Annotated in this window: 15 protein-coding genes and 1 pseudogene; 6 read left to right on the top strand and 10 right to left on the bottom strand. The window is 60.4% G+C overall.

Features of this window, described 5'->3' with window-relative positions; all coding sequences use genetic code 11:
- The first annotated feature begins 78 nt into the window (after positions 1 to 78).
- Complete coding sequence (locus KGA98_RS13715) at positions 79 to 1,116, top strand: alpha/beta hydrolase family protein (protein ID WP_090455340.1); 1,038 nt, start codon at positions 79 to 81, stop codon at positions 1,114 to 1,116.
- A gap of 104 nt (positions 1,117 to 1,220) precedes the next feature.
- Here KGA98_RS13715 and KGA98_RS13710 read toward each other — a convergent pair whose 3' ends face one another.
- Positions 1,221 to 2,408 (bottom strand): MFS transporter, encoded by a 1,188-nt coding sequence (locus KGA98_RS13710; protein WP_223502569.1) that lies wholly within the window; start codon positions 2,406 to 2,408, stop codon positions 1,221 to 1,223.
- A 296-nt stretch (positions 2,409 to 2,704) separates the two neighbouring features.
- Positions 2,705 to 4,291 (bottom strand): ABC-F family ATPase, encoded by a 1,587-nt coding sequence (locus tag KGA98_RS13705; protein ID WP_223502568.1) that lies wholly within the window; start codon positions 4,289 to 4,291, stop codon positions 2,705 to 2,707.
- A gap of 488 nt (positions 4,292 to 4,779) precedes the next feature.
- Between KGA98_RS13705 and lpxO the strand changes: the two genes are divergently transcribed.
- Positions 4,780 to 5,679, top strand: coding sequence for a lipid A hydroxylase LpxO (gene lpxO, locus KGA98_RS13700; protein ID WP_150815283.1), 900 nt, complete (start codon positions 4,780 to 4,782; stop codon positions 5,677 to 5,679).
- Between the two features lie 226 nt (positions 5,680 to 5,905).
- On the opposite strand, the pseudogene KGA98_RS13695 reads toward lpxO, so the two are convergent.
- A pseudogene (locus KGA98_RS13695) lies at positions 5,906 to 6,184 on the bottom strand (Ku protein); the annotation flags it as partial.
- A gap of 192 nt (positions 6,185 to 6,376) precedes the next feature.
- Between KGA98_RS13695 and KGA98_RS13690 the strand changes: the two are divergent.
- Both KGA98_RS13690 and KGA98_RS13685 read left to right on the top strand, forming a co-directional pair.
- Positions 6,377 to 6,724, top strand: a complete 348-nt coding sequence (locus tag KGA98_RS13690) for a hypothetical protein (RefSeq protein ID WP_057714754.1) — start codon at positions 6,377 to 6,379, stop codon at positions 6,722 to 6,724.
- Between the two features lie 67 nt (positions 6,725 to 6,791).
- Positions 6,792 to 7,943: a PQQ-dependent sugar dehydrogenase gene (locus KGA98_RS13685; RefSeq protein ID WP_223502567.1), complete on the top strand. Its 1,152-nt coding sequence runs from the start codon at positions 6,792 to 6,794 to the stop codon at positions 7,941 to 7,943.
- 140 nt (positions 7,944 to 8,083) lie between these two features.
- On the opposite strand, the gene KGA98_RS13680 is transcribed toward KGA98_RS13685, so the two are convergent.
- The gene (locus KGA98_RS13680) at positions 8,084 to 8,419 is read right to left on the bottom strand and encodes a DUF2834 domain-containing protein (RefSeq protein ID WP_223502566.1); all 336 of its coding nucleotides are present in this window, start codon (positions 8,417 to 8,419) and stop codon (positions 8,084 to 8,086) included.
- A 247-nt stretch (positions 8,420 to 8,666) separates the two neighbouring features.
- Here KGA98_RS13680 and ilvA point away from each other — a divergent pair, with 247 nt between their 5' ends.
- Positions 8,667 to 9,680, top strand: coding sequence for a threonine ammonia-lyase, biosynthetic (gene ilvA / locus KGA98_RS13675; protein ID WP_223502565.1), 1,014 nt, complete (start codon positions 8,667 to 8,669; stop codon positions 9,678 to 9,680).
- A gap of 64 nt (positions 9,681 to 9,744) precedes the next feature.
- On the opposite strand, the gene eco is transcribed toward ilvA, so the two are convergent.
- Complete coding sequence (gene eco / locus KGA98_RS13670) at positions 9,745 to 10,227, bottom strand: serine protease inhibitor ecotin (RefSeq protein WP_154859892.1); 483 nt, start codon at positions 10,225 to 10,227, stop codon at positions 9,745 to 9,747.
- Positions 10,228 to 10,505: 278 nt separating this feature from the next.
- On the opposite strand from eco, the gene KGA98_RS13665 reads away from it, so the two are divergent.
- Positions 10,506 to 10,772, top strand: coding sequence for a DUF1652 domain-containing protein (locus KGA98_RS13665; RefSeq protein WP_223502564.1), 267 nt, complete (start codon positions 10,506 to 10,508; stop codon positions 10,770 to 10,772).
- On the opposite strand, the gene KGA98_RS13660 is transcribed toward KGA98_RS13665, so the two are convergent.
- The 5 genes from KGA98_RS13660 to KGA98_RS13640 form a co-directional block, all read right to left on the bottom strand.
- Positions 10,769 to 11,164, bottom strand: a complete 396-nt coding sequence (locus KGA98_RS13660) for a hypothetical protein (RefSeq protein WP_223502563.1) — start codon at positions 11,162 to 11,164, stop codon at positions 10,769 to 10,771. The two genes, KGA98_RS13665 and KGA98_RS13660, sit on opposite strands and share 4 nt — an antisense overlap.
- Positions 11,165 to 11,255: 91 nt before the next feature.
- Entirely contained in the window at positions 11,256 to 11,522 is a 267-nt protein-coding gene (locus tag KGA98_RS13655; protein WP_223502562.1) for a DUF2790 domain-containing protein, read from the bottom strand.
- A 311-nt stretch (positions 11,523 to 11,833) separates the two neighbouring features.
- Positions 11,834 to 12,778, bottom strand: coding sequence for a carbohydrate kinase family protein (locus tag KGA98_RS13650; protein ID WP_223502561.1), 945 nt, complete (start codon positions 12,776 to 12,778; stop codon positions 11,834 to 11,836).
- 13 nt (positions 12,779 to 12,791) lie between these two features.
- Positions 12,792 to 14,288 carry a xylulokinase gene (gene xylB / locus KGA98_RS13645; RefSeq protein ID WP_223502560.1) on the bottom strand — a complete coding sequence of 499 codons (1,497 nt, stop codon included), beginning with the start codon at positions 14,286 to 14,288 and terminating at the stop codon, positions 12,792 to 12,794.
- Between the two features lie 153 nt (positions 14,289 to 14,441).
- A complete protein-coding gene (locus KGA98_RS13640; protein ID WP_223502559.1) occupies positions 14,442 to 15,914 on the bottom strand; it encodes a mannitol dehydrogenase family protein in 1,473 nt (490 codons plus the stop codon).
- Between the last annotated feature and the right edge of the window lie 2 nt (positions 15,915 to 15,916).

The following is a 15,916-nucleotide window of genomic DNA, read 5'->3' as shown; positions in this document are numbered from 1 at the left end:
TCTGGTCGTTTCAGATTGTGGCCCGACTCATGCAGTCCAGGGCGTACGTCTCAAGTCCGGTAACAAGGCGGGGCATCCATGATGCGTCTTTGTGCAACTTTACTGATTTGCCTGCTCAGCAGCTTGAATACAGTGCACGCCGCGCCTGCACCGCATCCTCACTGGAGCGTCGGCTTCCACGAGATGACTTTTCTCGACCCGCTGGACTTGCAGCCGATGCGCGCCATTGCCTTCTATCCTTCCAGTGATCGGGAGCACACCAGCAAGCTCGAGGGTTACACCGTCGAAGCCGGGGAGGACACCAAGGTCGCCATCGGCCGGTTCCCGATGCTGATGCTGTCCCACGGAAATACCGGTACCCCGCTGGCCCTGCACGACCTTGCCACGTCGCTGGCGCGCAAAGGCTTTGTCGTGGTGGCGGTGATTCACCCCGGTGACAACTCCAGGGACCACAGCCGACTCGGTACTTTGAGTAACCTATACGGCCGGCCGATCCAGATTTCCGAAGCCATTACCGCGACCTTGGGCGACCGTATGCTGTCGCCGTTCGTCAATGCCGATCAGGTGGGGGTCATTGGCTATTCGGCCGGTGGCGAGACCGCATTGATTCTGTCCGGCGCGACCCCGGACCTGGATCGCCTGCGCCGTTACTGCCAGGAGCGCCCGGATGACCGCGATGCCTGTAACACCCAGGGCGAATTGATTGTCGACCGCGACGACCTGCAACCGGTGGCCGATCCTCGCGTTCACGCCTTGATGCTGATGGCTCCGTTGAGCCTGAAGTTCGGCCGCCACACCCTGGCCGATGTGCATGTGCCGGTGCTGCTTTACAGCGGCGATGGCGACAAGCTGGTGGCTGTCGACAAGAACGCCGCGGCGCTGGCGCGCAAACTGCCGACGGCGCCTGACTTCAAGTTGTTGGCGGGAGCAGGGCACTTCGTGTTCATGGCGCCGTGCAATGACGAGCAGATCGTAATCATGCCTGCGCTGTGCACCGATGCCGATGGCGTCGACCGGCAGGACATTCATCGCAATCTGATCTCCGAAGCCGGACGCTTCTTCACGCGCACCCTGGGCAGGCCGACCCGGGCGGGGATGCAGACCGCCGACCAGTAATGCGCCACATATTCTGTGGGAGCGGGCTTGCTCGCGAAGGCGGTGTGTCAGCCGACAATGATGCAGTCTGACACTCCCTCTTCGCGAGCAAGCCCGCTCCCACATCAAGCCATCGCGCGGCGCTTGAGTAGCAGGGTCAGCCCCAGCCCCGTCACCGACAACAACGCAGCACTGAAGAAAATCCACGCATAACCCAGGTTCAACGCCACTGCGCCCATCAACGGGCCGGCAATCGCCAGCGCCAGATCGAAAAACACCGCATAAGCACTCAAGCCCGCCCCCCGGCTGGAGTTGGGCACCTGTTTGATGGCCTCGACACCCAGCGCCGGATACACCAGGGACAGGCCAAATCCAGTCAGGCCGGCGCCAATGAGCGCATACCCGGTCGAAGGGGCCAGCCACAACAGCACCAGGCCAACCGTCTCAATGCACATGCAGGCAATGGCCGACGTGAACCCGCCAAACCGGCTGATGGCGGATATGAACAGCAGCCGCGACAGAATGAAACACACGCCGAACACGGTCAGGCAGTAGGCCGCGCCGGTCCAGCCACGATTGACGTAGTACAGAGTGATAAAGGTCGTCAGGGTGCCGTAGCCAATGGACGCCAGGCTCAAGCTCGCGCCAAACGGCGCAATGCGCCCGAACACCGCCCAAAACGGCAGGCGCTCGCCGCGCACCACGGGCACCGAGGGCTTGTTGCGAATCAGCAGCAGTGCGGCCAGGGCCAGCAGCGACAGGGCGATACCCAGGCTGGCGAAGCCCAGTTGTTGCACCATGACCACACCCAGCGGCGCACCAATGGCAATCGCCCCATAGGACGCGATGCCGTTCCAGGAAATCGATCGCGCGGTATGCTCGGCGCCTACCTGGCCCATGCACCAACTGATGGTGCCGACGCCGATCAACCCTTGGGCGATCCCCAGTAGCAGGCGCCCGGCGATCAGGATCACCAGGCTGAGCAAGGGAAAGCCTTGCAACAGGGTCGACAGCAAGGTCAGCACGCCGCTGAGCACAATCCCCACCAAGCCATAGATGATTGCGCGCTTGGTACCAACGCTGTCCGACATCCGCCCGGCCATGGGCCGGCTGAGCAGGGTGGCGAGGTATTGCGAGCCGATGGTCAGCCCGGCCACGATGGCGCTGAACTCGAGTTGTTCGTGGACATAACCCGGCAATACCGCAATCGGCAAACCGATGCAGAGGAAGGCAATGAAGGTATAGAAAACGATGGAGACGATCTGCAGGGTGATCGCCGTGGAGCTTTGAGGGGCAGTTTGCTGCACAGACATGAAGGCTCGTTCGCGGGCGGCGGTGGGAGACCTGCATCATGGCGCGGCATTGGGATAAAAGAAAGCAGGCTAACTACTTTTGCCGTGACATTATCGTTGTTCCTCATGGCCTCATCGCGAGCAAGCTCGCTCCCACATTTTGAAATGCATTCCCCTGTGGGAGCGAGCTTGCTCGCGATGAATTATGCACCAACAAGAAACCTTGGCCCGGAATGCAAAAAACCCCGTCACCAGGACAGGGCTTTTCACTTGAAGCTTGTAGCTAAAGGCTTGTAGCTAAAGGCTTGTAGCTACCTTTAGAACACTACACCCTGGCTGCGCAGGTAATCGTCGTAGGTGCCGCTGAAGTCGGTCACGCCGTTAGGGCTCAGCTCGATGATGCGGGTGGCCAGGGACGATACGAACTCACGGTCGTGGCTGACGAAGATCAGCGTGCCCGGGTAGTTCTCCAGCGCCAGGTTCAGCGCTTCGATCGATTCCATGTCCAGGTGGTTGGTCGGTTCGTCCATCACCAGTACGTTCGGCTTTTGCAGGATCAGCTTGCCGAACAGCATGCGGCCTTGCTCACCACCGGAGATGACCTTGACCGACTTGAGGATTTCGTCGTTGGAGAACAGCATGCGGCCCAGGGTGCCACGGATGATCTGCTCGCCCTGAGTCCACTGGCCCATCCAGTCGAACAGGCTGACGTCGTCTTCGAAGTCGTGGGCGTGGTCCTGGGCGTAGTAGCCCAGCTCCGCGCTTTCGGTCCACTTCACGGAACCGGAGTCCGGGGTCAGTTCGCCCATCAGGGTGCGCAGCAGGGTGGTCTTGCCGATACCGTTCGGGCCGATGATTGCCACGCGCTCGCCGGCTTCTACGGTGAAGCTGAAGTTCTTGAACAGGGTCTTGCCGTCGAAGCCCTTGGACATCTGCTCGATGGTCACGGCCTGGCGGTGCAGCTTCTTGGTCTGTTCGAAGCGGATGAACGGGCTCACGCGGCTCGATGGCTTGACTTCGGCCAACTGGATCTTGTCGATCTGCTTGGCGCGGGAAGTGGCCTGCTTGGCTTTCGAGGCGTTGGCCGAGAAGCGGCTGACGAACGTTTGCAGTTCGGCGATCTGGGCTTTCTTCTTGGCGTTGTCCGACAGCAGTTGCTCGCGGGACTGGGTCGCCGCAGTCATGTACTCGTCGTAGTTGCCCGGGAACAGGCGCAGCTCACCGTAGTCCAGGTCGGCCATGTGGGTGCAGACGCTGTTGAGGAAGTGACGGTCGTGGGAAATGATGATCATGGTGCTGTTACGCACGGTGAGAATCGATTCCAGCCAGCGAATGGTGTTGATGTCCAGGTGGTTGGTCGGTTCGTCGAGCAACAGCACTTCCGGATCGGAGAACAATGCCTGGGCCAGCAATACCCGCAGTTTCCAGCCTGGAGCCACTTCGGACATCGGGCCGAAATGCTGTTCCAGGGGAATACCCAGGCCCAGCAGCAGTTCGCCGGCACGGGATTCGGCGGTGTAGCCGTCCATTTCGGCGAATTCGGTTTCCAGCTCGGCCACGGCCATGCCGTCTGCTTCGCTCATTTCCGGCAGCGAATAGATGCGATCGCGCTCGGCCTTGACCTTCCACAGCTCTTCGTGACCCATGATCACGGTGTCGATCACGGTGAATTCTTCGTAGGCGAACTGGTCCTGGCGCAATTTACCCAGGCGCACGTTCGGTTCCAGCATGACCTGGCCGCCGGACGGCTCGAGGTCACCGCCGAGAATCTTCATGAAGGTCGACTTGCCGCAACCGTTGGCGCCGATCAAACCGTAACGGTTGCCACCGTTGAACTTGACCGAAACGTTTTCGAAGAGCGGCTTGGCGCCGAACTGCATCGTGATGTTAGCTGTAGAAATCAAAGGTTTTTCCTGCGAAGCATTCAGAGTAGCTAGGGTTGCGGCAGTACCGGTTCAGTACCTGTTTCCACTGTTGGGCCCCCGGGACATTCATCCCGATCGGCAGTGGAAGATCCATCTGGCATCAAGTGGACAGCAGCATGTGGCGCGCCTGGCCCGAGACAACGTGCGCTGAAAGGGGATTTTCCCGCTCTCAACCTGGGGGCGCGTAAAGTTTGGCGGCGATTGTACTGGTCTGGCTCTTTAAACGATAGGGCGATGAGGCCTCTGCAACGCTTTGGCGGTTTTTGCGGACACATTTTCACAGTTGCGGGTTAACTATTGGTTACAAACTGTGGCTAAAATGCCATCCATCAGCTGAAGGCCGACCATCGGCGTGGTTCGATGGCACCAAGGGGCCGCTGTTTCGCATTCAGTCGCTGCACAAGACCCGGGGGCCGGCATGCCGGTAAAGGGCGCAGTTTGTTTATTTCCAACCTGTGACGATTTCCGTGAAACTGATCATTGCCGTTATCTACGTTGTCTCTATTGCGTATGTTCACCTGCGTGGTCGAGTGCGCCACAAGCTGGGGCGCCAGTTGAGTGATCACTCGACGTTCCTGGCACCGATCAATTGCTTTCTTTATCTGTTTTCGAAAATCCCCAACAAACCGTATCTCGATCCGGCTGATTTTCCCGACCTGAGCCCGCTGCAGGCGCATTGGGAAGAAATTCGTGCCGAAGGCCAGAATTTGCTTCACGCCGGCGAGATCAAACGTTCGAACCAATACGATGACGTCGGTTTCAACTCGTTTTTCAAGACCGGCTGGAAACGCTTCTATCTCAAGTGGTACGGCGATAGCCACCCGTCGGCCATGAAGCTCTGCCCGCGCACCACCGAACTGGTACAGGGCATTGGCTCGATCAAGGCGGCGATGTTCGCCGAGTTGCCACCGGGCTCCAGACTGGTGCGCCACCGCGACCCGTATGCCGGTTCGTACCGTTATCACCTCGGACTGGACACACCCAACGCCGAAGGTTGCTACATCAATGTCGATGGTCAGAACTACCATTGGCGCGATGGCGAAGCGGTGATGTTCGATGAGACCTACATTCATTACGCAGAGAACACCACGCCACACAATCGCATCATCCTGTTCTGCGACGTCGAGCGGCCGATGAAGTATCGGTGGGCAGCGGCATTCAATCGCTGGTTCAGCCGCACTGTCATGTCGGCGGCGGGTGCACCGAACGAGGACGGAGACCGCACCGGCGGGATCAACCGGCTGTTCAGCAAGGTCTACAAGGTTCGCCTGCGCGCCAAGGAACTGAAAAAGCGCAACCGCAAGCTTTACTACCTCCAAAAATGGTCGATCTTTGCCGGGTTGCTGGCGGTCTTCATTCTGATCTGATTTTTTCGGTGTAGCGTACCAAGGCTTCGCGAGCAGGCTCGCTCCCACAGTGGACCGGTGTAAGGCAGGATTTGCCTTGCTGCGAAAATCCCTGTGGGAGCGGGCTTGCCCGCGAAGAGGCCGGGACATCCAGTGATCACTTACTGGCTTTCTTCCTGGCAACCGGTTTGCTGCCCGCCTTCGGCCTGGACGCTGCTTTACCGCTGCCGAGGCTGCGCTTGAGCAGTTCGGTCAGGTCAATGACATCCGCCGTTTTGCGCTCCAGGATTTCCTCTTCACTGAGCACCACGTACCGGCCCTTTTCGTACTGCACGCCCTTGACGATGTGCTCCTTGGTGACTTCCTTGCCCGTCACCTTGTTGACACGCTTGTAGCCCACCGGGTCCATGCTGCGGCTGTCGAGCCAGTCGAAATCGACGCCTCGGGAGGACGTTGCCGAGACCAGCGCCACAGGGATGTGCACCAGTCCGAAGCTGATTGCGCCTTTCCAGATTGCCCGTGCCATGGTCGTCTACTCGCGAGTGATGTTCAGGTGACCTGCGGTCCTTTGTAAAAGTTTCTGTGGTCTGCGCGCCGGTTCCCCCGCCGGATCAACCGGGTGCCAGATCGTGCCGGGGAGTTTTTGGTTAACAAATCCGAACCTCGGGCGTAGCGTGGTATCGAAGTCCTTACCCACGCGGACGCAGAGAGGCACCCCATGAACCGATACGTGTTTGGCGCCATTGCACTGGCCTTGAGTGGCGTACTTGGCTCCTTGGTCCAGGCCGACGTCTCTGCTTCGTTGCAGTTGGCCCAGAACCTGCCTGGCAGCACCAACAACAATCCTTACAACAGTCCGATTCGACGGGCCAATCCCAACAGCATGCAAGGCACCCAACCCAGCACCCCGGCCATACGGGGACCCAATACCGTGCCAGTCCCGCGTCCGCCGACACTGGACAACGGTGGCATTGGCAATCGCTACCCCGACCGGACAGCCCCCGCCAGCCCACCGAAATTCATTCCCAATCCACCTCCTCGAGACACCGGTAGCAGCAACCGTTGAGTGGCAGGCATGACGTCTACCCGCTACTTTTCACCAAGCCTCATTTCCATCAGAAAAGGAATCCTGCATGTTGCGTAAAAACCTGTTGGCAACCCTCTGCGCCGGCGTATTGATCAGCGCCACTGTCCCTGTGCTTGCCGCGCCGGCCCAGACGATGAAAAGCGAAGACGGCACCCTTGAGGTCACCCCCATCGTGACGGGGCTGGAGCACCCCTGGGCCCTGGCATTCCTGCCGGATAGCAAAGGCATGCTGGTGACCGAACGGCCCGGCAACCTGCGACTGGTGACCGCCGAAGGCAAGTTGTCCGCACCGCTCAATGGCGTACCCACGGTCTGGGCCAAGGGGCAGGGTGGATTGCTCGACGTGGCGCTGTCGCCCGACTTCAAGCAGGACCGGATGGTCTATCTGTCCTATGCCGAAGGTGGCGGTCAGGGCGGCAAGGCCGGCACGGCGGTGGGCCGCGGCCGGCTCTCCGACGATATGACAGCGCTCAAGGATTTCCAGGTGATCCTGCGTCAGGAACCCAAACTCTCGGTGGGCAACCATTTTGGCTCTAGGCTGGTGTTTGATCGCGACGGCTATCTGTTCGTGACCCTGGGGGAAAACAACGACCGCCCGACCGCCCAGGACCTCGACAAGCTGCAAGGTAAAGTGGTGCGAATCTACCCGGATGGCACTGTGCCCAAGGACAACCCCTTTGTCGGCCAGGCCAACGTGCGCCCGGAGATCTGGTCCTACGGGCAGCGTAACCCGCAAGGCGCGGCGCTCAACCCATGGAACGGCACGCTGTGGGAAAACGAACACGGCCCTCAGGGCGGCGATGAAATCAACATCATCGAGCGCGGCAAGAATTACGGCTGGCCGCTGGCGACCCATGGCATCAACTACTCCGGCCAACCGATTCCCGAAGCCAAGGGTGAAATCGCCGAAGGCACCCTTGCCCCGAATCATGTCTGGGAAAAGTCCCCGGGCCTGAGTGGCATGGCGTTCTACGATGCCGATCGTTTCAAGGCCTGGCAGCGCAACGTGTTTGTCGGTGCGTTGATCAGCCAGGAACTGATCCGCCTGGAGTTCGATGGCGACAAGGTGATCCACGAGGAGCGCTTGCTCGGGGAGCTGAAAAAACGCATTCGCGACGTACGGCAGGGGCCGGACGGATACTTGTATGTTTTGACCGATGAGGAGAACGGCGGGTTGTACAAGGTGGGTTTGAAGTAACCAGCCGTTGGCTTGTCCTGCAGCCGCCATAGTGAGCGGCTGCAGAACGGGTATTGAGTTTCAGGGCATCGGTTTTTCAAGTCTCGTGCAGGAGCGAGCCTGCTCGCGATTGCAATTTAAACCTCATTACGGGAGGTCGGTCAGATCTGCCGAGTCGCGGCAACTGAACTCTTTCGATCCTGAAACCCACGTACCACCAGATACAACAATGGCCCAATCGACACGAACACTGCGGTAATCAGTAGATAAGGCACCACCGAAACCGCCGACTGCCCGCGCTTTCGCGCATCCTGGTACATCCAGATCGCCGCCAGCGTCGCCAGCAGGTAAAGATCGATCACCACTTGCGCAGTATCCGGGCGTGACATCAGGCTGATGCCGAAATCGATCAGCGATTGTTCGGCCTGGAGCATCACTGAAACCGTGTAGCCGGCAAAAGCGATCAAGGCGATAAGGGGCAGGGCAATGGCCTTCATGTTTTCCTTCCTTGGGCAATGAATAGAACCGGTAGCCTATAGCGACCACCGCAAACTTGCCATTGACTTGCCATCAACGTCCGGCTAATTTCGAGCCATGACTTCCTCCGTATTGCGCTGCCAGCCAAGCATTATTACCGCCATTCCTCATTTGGCGGGCTAGCTCACGACTGCAGCACCCAACCCGCCCTCGAGGCGGATTTTTACTTTCTGTCTCCCGGGCCCCGATCAATGTCAGGAGACGACGATGAGTTTCACAACCGATCAACAGGCCTTGCTTGAAGGCTACGTGAAAAAAATCCTTGCCGCGCCGGTCTATGAGTTGGCCGTGCGCACGCCTTTGCAACCGGCACCGGCCTTGTCCGAAGCCTTGGGCAACCAGATCCTGCTCAAGCGCGAAGACTTGCAGCCGACCTTTTCCTTCAAGATCCGCGGGGCCTACAACAAGCTGGTGCAACTGAGCGAGGCGCAAAAGGCTCGCGGCGTGGTCACGGCTTCTGCGGGCAATCATGCGCAGGGCGTGGCACTGGCGGCGCGGGAGTTGGGGATCAACGCTACCATCGTCATGCCCTGCACGACGCCGCAGTTGAAGGTCATCGGCGTGCGCAGTCGCGGCGCCGATGCGGTGTTGCACGGCGAAAGCTTTCCGTTCGCACTGGCCTGTGCGCTGGATTTGGCCCGGGAAACCGGTCGCACCTTTGTTTCACCTTTCGACGACCCGGAGGTGATCGCGGGGCAAGGCACGGTGGCGATGGAAATCCTGCGCCAGCATCAGGGGCCTCTGGACGCGATCTTCGTGCCGGTGGGTGGCGGGGGGCTGATCGCGGGTATCGCCGCCTACGTCAAATACTTGCGGCCGGAAGTTCGCGTCATTGGCGTCGAGTCGGAACATTCCGCGTGTCTGCAAGCGGCGATGCATGCCGGCGAACGGGTCGTGTTGCCGAGCGTCGGCACCTTCGCCGACGGGGTGGCGGTGGCGCAGATCGGCGCTTACGGTTTTGAGGTCTGCCGGTTTTGCGTCGATGACGTGGTGACGGTCAGTAACGATGAACTTTGCGCCGCAATCAAGAATATCTACGACGATACCCGCTCGATCACCGAACCTTCCGGTGCGCTGGCCGTGGCCGGGATCAAGAGATACGTCGCGCAGACCGGTGCCTTGGGGCAGACCCTGGTGGCGATCGACTCGGGTGCCAATATCAATTTCGACAGTCTGGGGCACGTGGCCGAGCGCGCCGCGTTGAGTGGCGTCCCGGCATGATGCCTGGGCAGGTCGACAGCGGGCGCCGCAAGCGGGCGCCGCGAGGGTCCGCGCGATGGCAAGGTTATTCCTGAATGGCTTTCTCGACCTTGGTCGACGCCGACCAGATCCGATAGCGCACTTCGATGTCCTTGGGCACGTACAGCACGAGCGGCAGCTTGCTGTTGTAACGCAGCAGGAAGCCGTCACCGACCACCGGTACAAAACCCTGTTTGCTCGTGCCACCCGGGCAGGCCATCAGCGTGCTCATCGGCCCGATGACTTTTTCCAGGCGATAGAACGGATAGCCCCAACCCTCGAGGTTCTTCTCCTCGAGAATACCGCCCAGGCGCGGGTTGTTGCAGTCGACGGTCATCGTCTTGCCGGCCAGGATCTCGACCTGGAAGTCGTTTTCCCGGGTCTGTGGCGCGAGGTGGATCACCTGGCGGGTGAACCCGCTTTCGGCCTTCGGATAGGGTGCGGTGTCTTCGAGTTTGGCGGCGTGCGCCACGCCGGCAAGCCCCAGTGCGAACAGCGCTGTGCAAGCGTTAACGGTCAAAGAATTCATGATGCCTCCTTGCTTGAAGTGAAGGGCGGCATTTTCACTGTCGTGTGCAGTGAATGCAAACCCGGGATCCCCCGCGTGCAAATTGCAGGGTCGCCCGGGGCGCTTATTGCAAACCGCATGGCAGGTTGACAGGTGATTCGTCTAAATCCTTGAAGTGCCGATGAACTGCACTACGAAATTCAGGGTATGTTTTATGCTGTAGGTGCCCTTGAAGCTTGCCGGGATTGCAAATGAGCGAGCATTGATCGTCCGGCAGTCTCACAAAGGAGGGAGTCGCCATGTTTCTTTCTGCCTTGGAAGTTCGCAATATCATCGAAAGCAGTTTTCTGCCCCAGCGCTGCCAGTGCACGCTGTCACCGGATCTGTCGATGACCGTCAAGATCTATGCAGACGGGCAAACCGATCAGCTCGATCTATTGGTCACTGGCATCGATGCCTCCGGGCTCAATGGTTGTCGGGAAATAAACGACTTGATTGTCCAACTGCGTTCCAGACAGCATCACGTCGAGGTCGAACCGCACTCTATGCCGGGCAAAACTCTCTAGCCTGCTGTTTCGAGCTCCACGGACACGCGCCGGGTCTGGAAGAACGCCAGGCCCAGCGCCAGTTCAAACCCGACCGCCAGTAAAATGCCCGGCCCGACATGGCCGTTGAGCCATTCGGCAAAACCCAGCACGGCCAACCCCCAACAGCCGACGACGAAGCCGAGGCTCAGCGCATTGCGGGTTGCGCAAAGAGGGGCGTTGCGAACCAGAAAAGAGAACACGCTCAACGCCCCAAACAGCACGGCGGTGCGTCGCGCGACCAATCCCACCGCGAATGAAAACTCGATATCCCAGAAAGACAACAACCATTGCGGTGTCAGACCCCAGACCAGACTGAGCAAAAGACATAGGGCGGCGGTAAACAACGACAGCGTGCGAAACGACAACTGCATGGCGAATCCTTGCGGGCAGAGAGGGAGGCGCTAGAGCATAGCGCCGCAACCCTCAAAGGAATACTGCCAAATACCCAATCAGACTTTTCGGTCAGCCCTGGTTCTCGCAAGCGTCGGAAAGTTTACGGTAGGAAATTTCTGCGGGTTTTCCCGTGTCATCGATGTACTTCATCTCGGCCTTCACCACCTTGCACTCCAGGGTGTCCGGCTCGGTCAGTGAAATCACTTTGCTGACATGCAATGGCATGCCGTAGTGATAGGGCACGGCTTGAGAGGTCGTGGTTTCATTGGCCTGAGCCAGGCCGGCAAGCGCGGTGCAGGCGAGGGCGGCGGTAACCAGCAGGGTGCGAGTGTTCATCAGCGATCTCCGGTGCGGACGGAATGTCAGTTCGATGTGTCGCTCGTCGAACTTGCCGCACTGGGCGTCAGAACAGTCTGAGGGCGTGCGGTCCAGTGAAGTGTTGGATCGCACGGTTAAGCGAGGGTTAACCCGGCTGAACACCGCCTGTCGCGGATGCGCGATCCTGTGTATCAGTTAAGACCATCGGGCGCCTGATAGAAAGTCATCGCGAGCAAGCTTGCTCCCACAATGCCCGAGCGTCGACACAAATGTTGTGAACGACCCGCAACCCTGTAGGAGTGAGCCTGCTCGCGAAGAGGCCCTCGAATTCAGCGCAAATCCAGTTGCTTGCGATAAGGCAAATCCGGCCCGGTCTTGCTGCACGTCAGCGCCGCCGCCCGGACCGCGAACTTCAGCATGCGGTCGATCTGCTCGCGGCCCAGTTGCTTCACGCCCTCTACCGAATCCAGCTGGTGTTCGGTCAACCAGGTAATCAGCGCCGCCTGAAAGGTATCGCCCGCGCCCACGGTGTCGGCGATTTTTACCGTAGAGGCGGGGGTGGACCACGAACCATGTGCCCGACTGAATACAGTCGCGCCTTCGCCGCCCCGGGTCAGGAATACCAGCTGACAGCGGTGCTGCAACCAGCCCTGGATCACCTGGGCCGGGTCCTGGCCGGGGTACAGCAGATGCAGGTCCTCGTCGCTGACCTTGATCAGGTCGGCCAGTTCCACCAGCGTTGCGATCCGTTCACGCCACAGTTCAATGTCCGGCTCCGGATTCAGGCGCACGTTCGGATCGAGGCTGATCAGGCGCTTGCCGCTTTCCCGGCGCACCAATGCCAATAGCGTGTCGGCAATCGGCTGCACCACCAGGGAAAACGAGCCGATATGCAGGCCGCGTACCTCAGGCCCGAGTGTCGGCAGGTGCTCCGGTTGCAATTGTCGATCCGCGCAACCTTCGCCCCGGAAGCTGTACTGCGGCGAGCCATTGGCGCCCACGGCGACCATCGCCAGGGTGGTCGGTGCGGCAAACTCCAGCAGGTAGTCCAGGCACACGCCCTCATCTTGCAGCACTTGCAGCAGGCGCCGGCCCAAATAGTCGGTGGACAACCCGGCCAACAGCGCCGCGTCCACGCCCAAGCGGCGCAAACCCACCGCCACGTTGAACGGCGAGCCACCGGCAATGGCCTTGAAATTCACTTTGGACGCCAGCCCACTGGCGTCGTGTTCACTGAAAAAATCGAACAGCGCTTCGCCACACACCAGGTACATAGTTGTTCACTCTTCAAAGGGTTGCGACATGCTGTTGATAGCGTTCATACGCCTGCTGACAGGCTTGCACATTGTCGGCGACCGGCAGGGTTTCACTGGCCGGGTCGAGTTTTACGCAGCGCTCGCACAATTGCGCCAGGCTGTCTTCGTGCCCGTTCGCCCGGGATACGCACCAGGCCGCCTGAATCGCCGCACCCAAGGCTGCGGCCTCGCTTTGTTCGGTGCAGATCACCGGTGTATTCATGGTGTCGGCGACGATTTGCCGCCAGACCGCACTTTTTGACCCACCCCCAATCAGCCGAATGCTGCGGCTTTGTAAGCCATTGCGGCGTAGCAGGTCCAGTCCGTAACGCAAACCGAACGTCGTGCCTTCGACCACCGCGCGGCACAGGTTGGCCCGGGTCAGGTTGGTCATGGTCAGGCCCGACAGGCTGGCGCTGGCATGGGGCAGGGCGGGCACACGTTCGCCATTGAAGAACGGCAGCATGCACACACCGTCGGCACCGATTGGCGCCTGGGCAACGAGGTCGTTGAATTGATCGATGTCGAGGTCCAGCAGCTCGCGAATCAGGCTGGTGGCATTGGTCAGGTTCATGGTGCAGATCAAAGGCAGCCAGCCGCCACTGGAGGAACAGAACGTGGCAACCGCGGCATCCGTGGCGACGTTCGGCTGATCGGCGTAGGCGTACACCGTGCCTGACGAGCCGAGGCTCATGGTGATTGCACCAGGCTGGATGTTGCCGGTGCCGATGGCGCCCATCATGTTGTCGCCACCACCACTGGACACCAGTGCCCGAGGGTTGATGCCCAGGTGTTCGGCGATGTCTGGCAGAATCGTGCCGACCGCCTGATGGGGGGCGATCAGTTCCGGCAGCGCCGCTTGCAGGCGCCCGCTGGGGTCGATGTCACGCAACAATTGCCCATCCCACTGGCGCGTACGCACATTGAAATACCCGGTGCCCGAGGCATCGCCGTATTCGCTGCAACTGCGGCCAGTGAGCCAATGGTTGAGGTAGTCGTGGGGCAGCAAGATGCGGGCGATCCGGGAGAACACGTCGGGATGCTGCTCTTTGGTCCATAACAGCTTGGACAGGGTGTAGCCCGGCGCGATGACGACGCCAAGGCGTTTCAGCGAACCCTTTTCGCCACCCAGGTGGGCCAGCAGTCGGTCATTCTCCGGGGTGGTTTCGGTGTCGCACCAGAGTTTAGCCGCACGCAACACCTTGCCCTGATCGTCGAGCAGCACCAGGCCGTGTTGCTGGCCGGACACGCCAATGCCGAGGATCGACTGGCCATTGGCTTTGGCCGCGAGCAATGCACGGCGAGTGGCGGTGGCGAAGGCTTCCAGCCACTGCTGGGTGTCCTGTTCGCGGCGGCCATCGGGGCCGCTGATCAGGCTGTGGCTGGCGGTTCCCTGGCCGAGCACTTCACCATTGGCCGTGTCGAGGATGATGGCTTTGGTGCCTTGGGTTCCGCAGTCGATGCCGAGGAAAAGTTGTCGGGTTGTCATGCAGTATTCCTGGTCGTCAGCTAGATACAAGTCTGGATTCACTATCCCCGGTGCCTGTCAGGCCGCCTTCGCGAGCAAGGAGTTTTGTGAGCAACACCAAACCCTGTGGGAGCGGGCTTGCTCGCGAAGGCGGCAGCAGGTCCACCGCAGGACTTACGCCAGCACCCGTTCCAACGTCCGCGACACCCCAACCTCGCGCAAACTGTTGCAGCACCACTCAAACGCCGCGACAAACTCCGGCGAGCGCGCAATGGCCGTACCAAAAATCTCTTCGACCGCCAGCAAGCGCTGGGTAATCAGCACATCATCGGCCACCAGTGCCTGGCAGAACGCCGCCCGCGGATCCGCAATCGTGTAGGTCTCGCCTTGCTCATCCACGCCTTTGAGGTACAGCGCCCACGCCGCCACCACCAACGCCGCGCGCCGGGTCTCGCGGCCATCGGCGATCAGGCGGTTGATGGTCGGTACGGTGAATTTCGGAAACTTCGACGAACCGTCCGAACACACCCGTTCAAGCTGATCGGCAATCGCCTGATTGGAGAACCGCGCCACCAGGGTGTTCTTGTACTCGGTCAGGTCGATTCCCGGCACCACCGGCAGCTGTGGCGTCACGTCCAGGTCCATGTAGGCGCGCATGTAGCGCACGAACAGCGGGTCGTTCATGGTTTCGTGGACGAAGCGGTAACCCTTCAGGAATCCCAGGTACGTCAGCGCCAGATGACTGCCGTTGAGCAGCTTGATCTTCATTTCTTCGTAGGGCGTGACGTCGTCGGTGAATTGCACGCCGACTTTTTCCCACGCCGGGCGACCGTTGACGAACCTGTCTTCCAGTACCCATTGCGCGAAGGGTTCGCAGACCACCGGCCAGGCATCGTCCACGCCATGCCGGTCCGCCAGTTGCAGGCGATGGAGGGTGCTGGTCATCGGTGTAATGCGGTCGACCATGGCGTTGGGGAAACTGACGTTGGCGTCGATCCAGTCGCGCAACTGGCTGTCGTGCAAGGCGGCAAAGGCCAGCAGGGCCTTGCGGGTGACGGCGCCGTTGTGCGGCAGGTTATCGCAGGACATCAGGGTGAAGGCCGCTGTGCCAGTGGCGCGGCGCTTGGCCAGTGCGGCACACAGGAAGCCGAACACGGTTTTCGGTGCGCCAGGGTGCGCCAGGTCATGCTGGATCTGCGGCAAGTGCGCCATGAACTCGCCGGTGCTGTCGTCGATGCAGTACCCGCCTTCGGTGATGGTCAGCGAGACGATGCGGATCTCGGGGCTGGCCAGTTTGTCGATCAATGCCTGGGCACTGTCCTCGGCCAGCAGCATGTCACGAAGGGCGCCGATCACCCGCACTTCGGTGTCGTCGCTATCGCCGAGTTCGAACAGGGTGAACAGATAATCCTGATCCTTGAGATCGTCACGGGCGCGACGGTCTTCAGCGCGCAGGCCGACACCGCAGATGGCCCAGTCCAGGCCTTCGCCGGTATTCATCAAGGCGTCGGTGTAGTACGCCTGATGGGCTCGGTGGAAACCGCCGACCCCGATGTGCGCGATGCCTTGGCGGGTCTCGCCCAGGGCGTAGGCGGGCAGGACCACTTCAGGGGCGAGGCGGTTGAGGTTGAGTTGGTTCAATTTCATCG

Origin of the sequence: Pseudomonas sp. BF-R-24, assembly GCF_019947335.1 — a bacterium.
GTDB classification, from domain to species: Bacteria; Pseudomonadota; Gammaproteobacteria; order Pseudomonadales; family Pseudomonadaceae; genus Aquipseudomonas; species Aquipseudomonas jessenii.
The sequence above is the reverse complement of the archived record's forward strand: the minus strand, read 5'-3'. Positions and strand labels throughout refer to the sequence as shown.

Bases quoted from the DNA above. Each gene is read 5' to 3' on its own strand.
- ilvA (WP_223502565.1), top strand. From the start codon at position 8,667: ATGAGTTTCACAACCGATCAACAGGCCTTGCTTGAAGGCTACGTGAAA.
- KGA98_RS13715 (WP_090455340.1), top strand. From the start codon at position 79: ATGATGCGTCTTTGTGCAACTTTACTGATTTGCCTGCTCAGCAGCTTG.
- KGA98_RS13710 (WP_223502569.1), bottom strand. From the start codon at position 2,408: ATGTCTGTGCAGCAAACTGCCCCTCAAAGCTCCACGGCGATCACCCTG.
- KGA98_RS13655 (WP_223502562.1), bottom strand. From the start codon at position 11,522: ATGAACACTCGCACCCTGCTGGTTACCGCCGCCCTCGCCTGCACCGCG.
- KGA98_RS13680 (WP_223502566.1), bottom strand. From the start codon at position 8,419: ATGAAGGCCATTGCCCTGCCCCTTATCGCCTTGATCGCTTTTGCCGGC.
- KGA98_RS13665 (WP_223502564.1), top strand. From the start codon at position 10,506: ATGTTTCTTTCTGCCTTGGAAGTTCGCAATATCATCGAAAGCAGTTTT.
- xylB (WP_223502560.1), bottom strand. From the start codon at position 14,288: ATGACAACCCGACAACTTTTCCTCGGCATCGACTGCGGAACCCAAGGC.
- KGA98_RS13660 (WP_223502563.1), bottom strand. From the start codon at position 11,164: ATGCAGTTGTCGTTTCGCACGCTGTCGTTGTTTACCGCCGCCCTATGT.
- KGA98_RS13685 (WP_223502567.1), top strand. From the start codon at position 6,792: ATGTTGCGTAAAAACCTGTTGGCAACCCTCTGCGCCGGCGTATTGATC.
- KGA98_RS13690 (WP_057714754.1), top strand. From the start codon at position 6,377: ATGAACCGATACGTGTTTGGCGCCATTGCACTGGCCTTGAGTGGCGTA.
- KGA98_RS13640 (WP_223502559.1), bottom strand. From the start codon at position 15,914: ATGAAATTGAACCAACTCAACCTCAACCGCCTCGCCCCTGAAGTGGTC.
- KGA98_RS13650 (WP_223502561.1), bottom strand. From the start codon at position 12,778: ATGTACCTGGTGTGTGGCGAAGCGCTGTTCGATTTTTTCAGTGAACAC.
- eco (WP_154859892.1), bottom strand. From the start codon at position 10,227: ATGAATTCTTTGACCGTTAACGCTTGCACAGCGCTGTTCGCACTGGGG.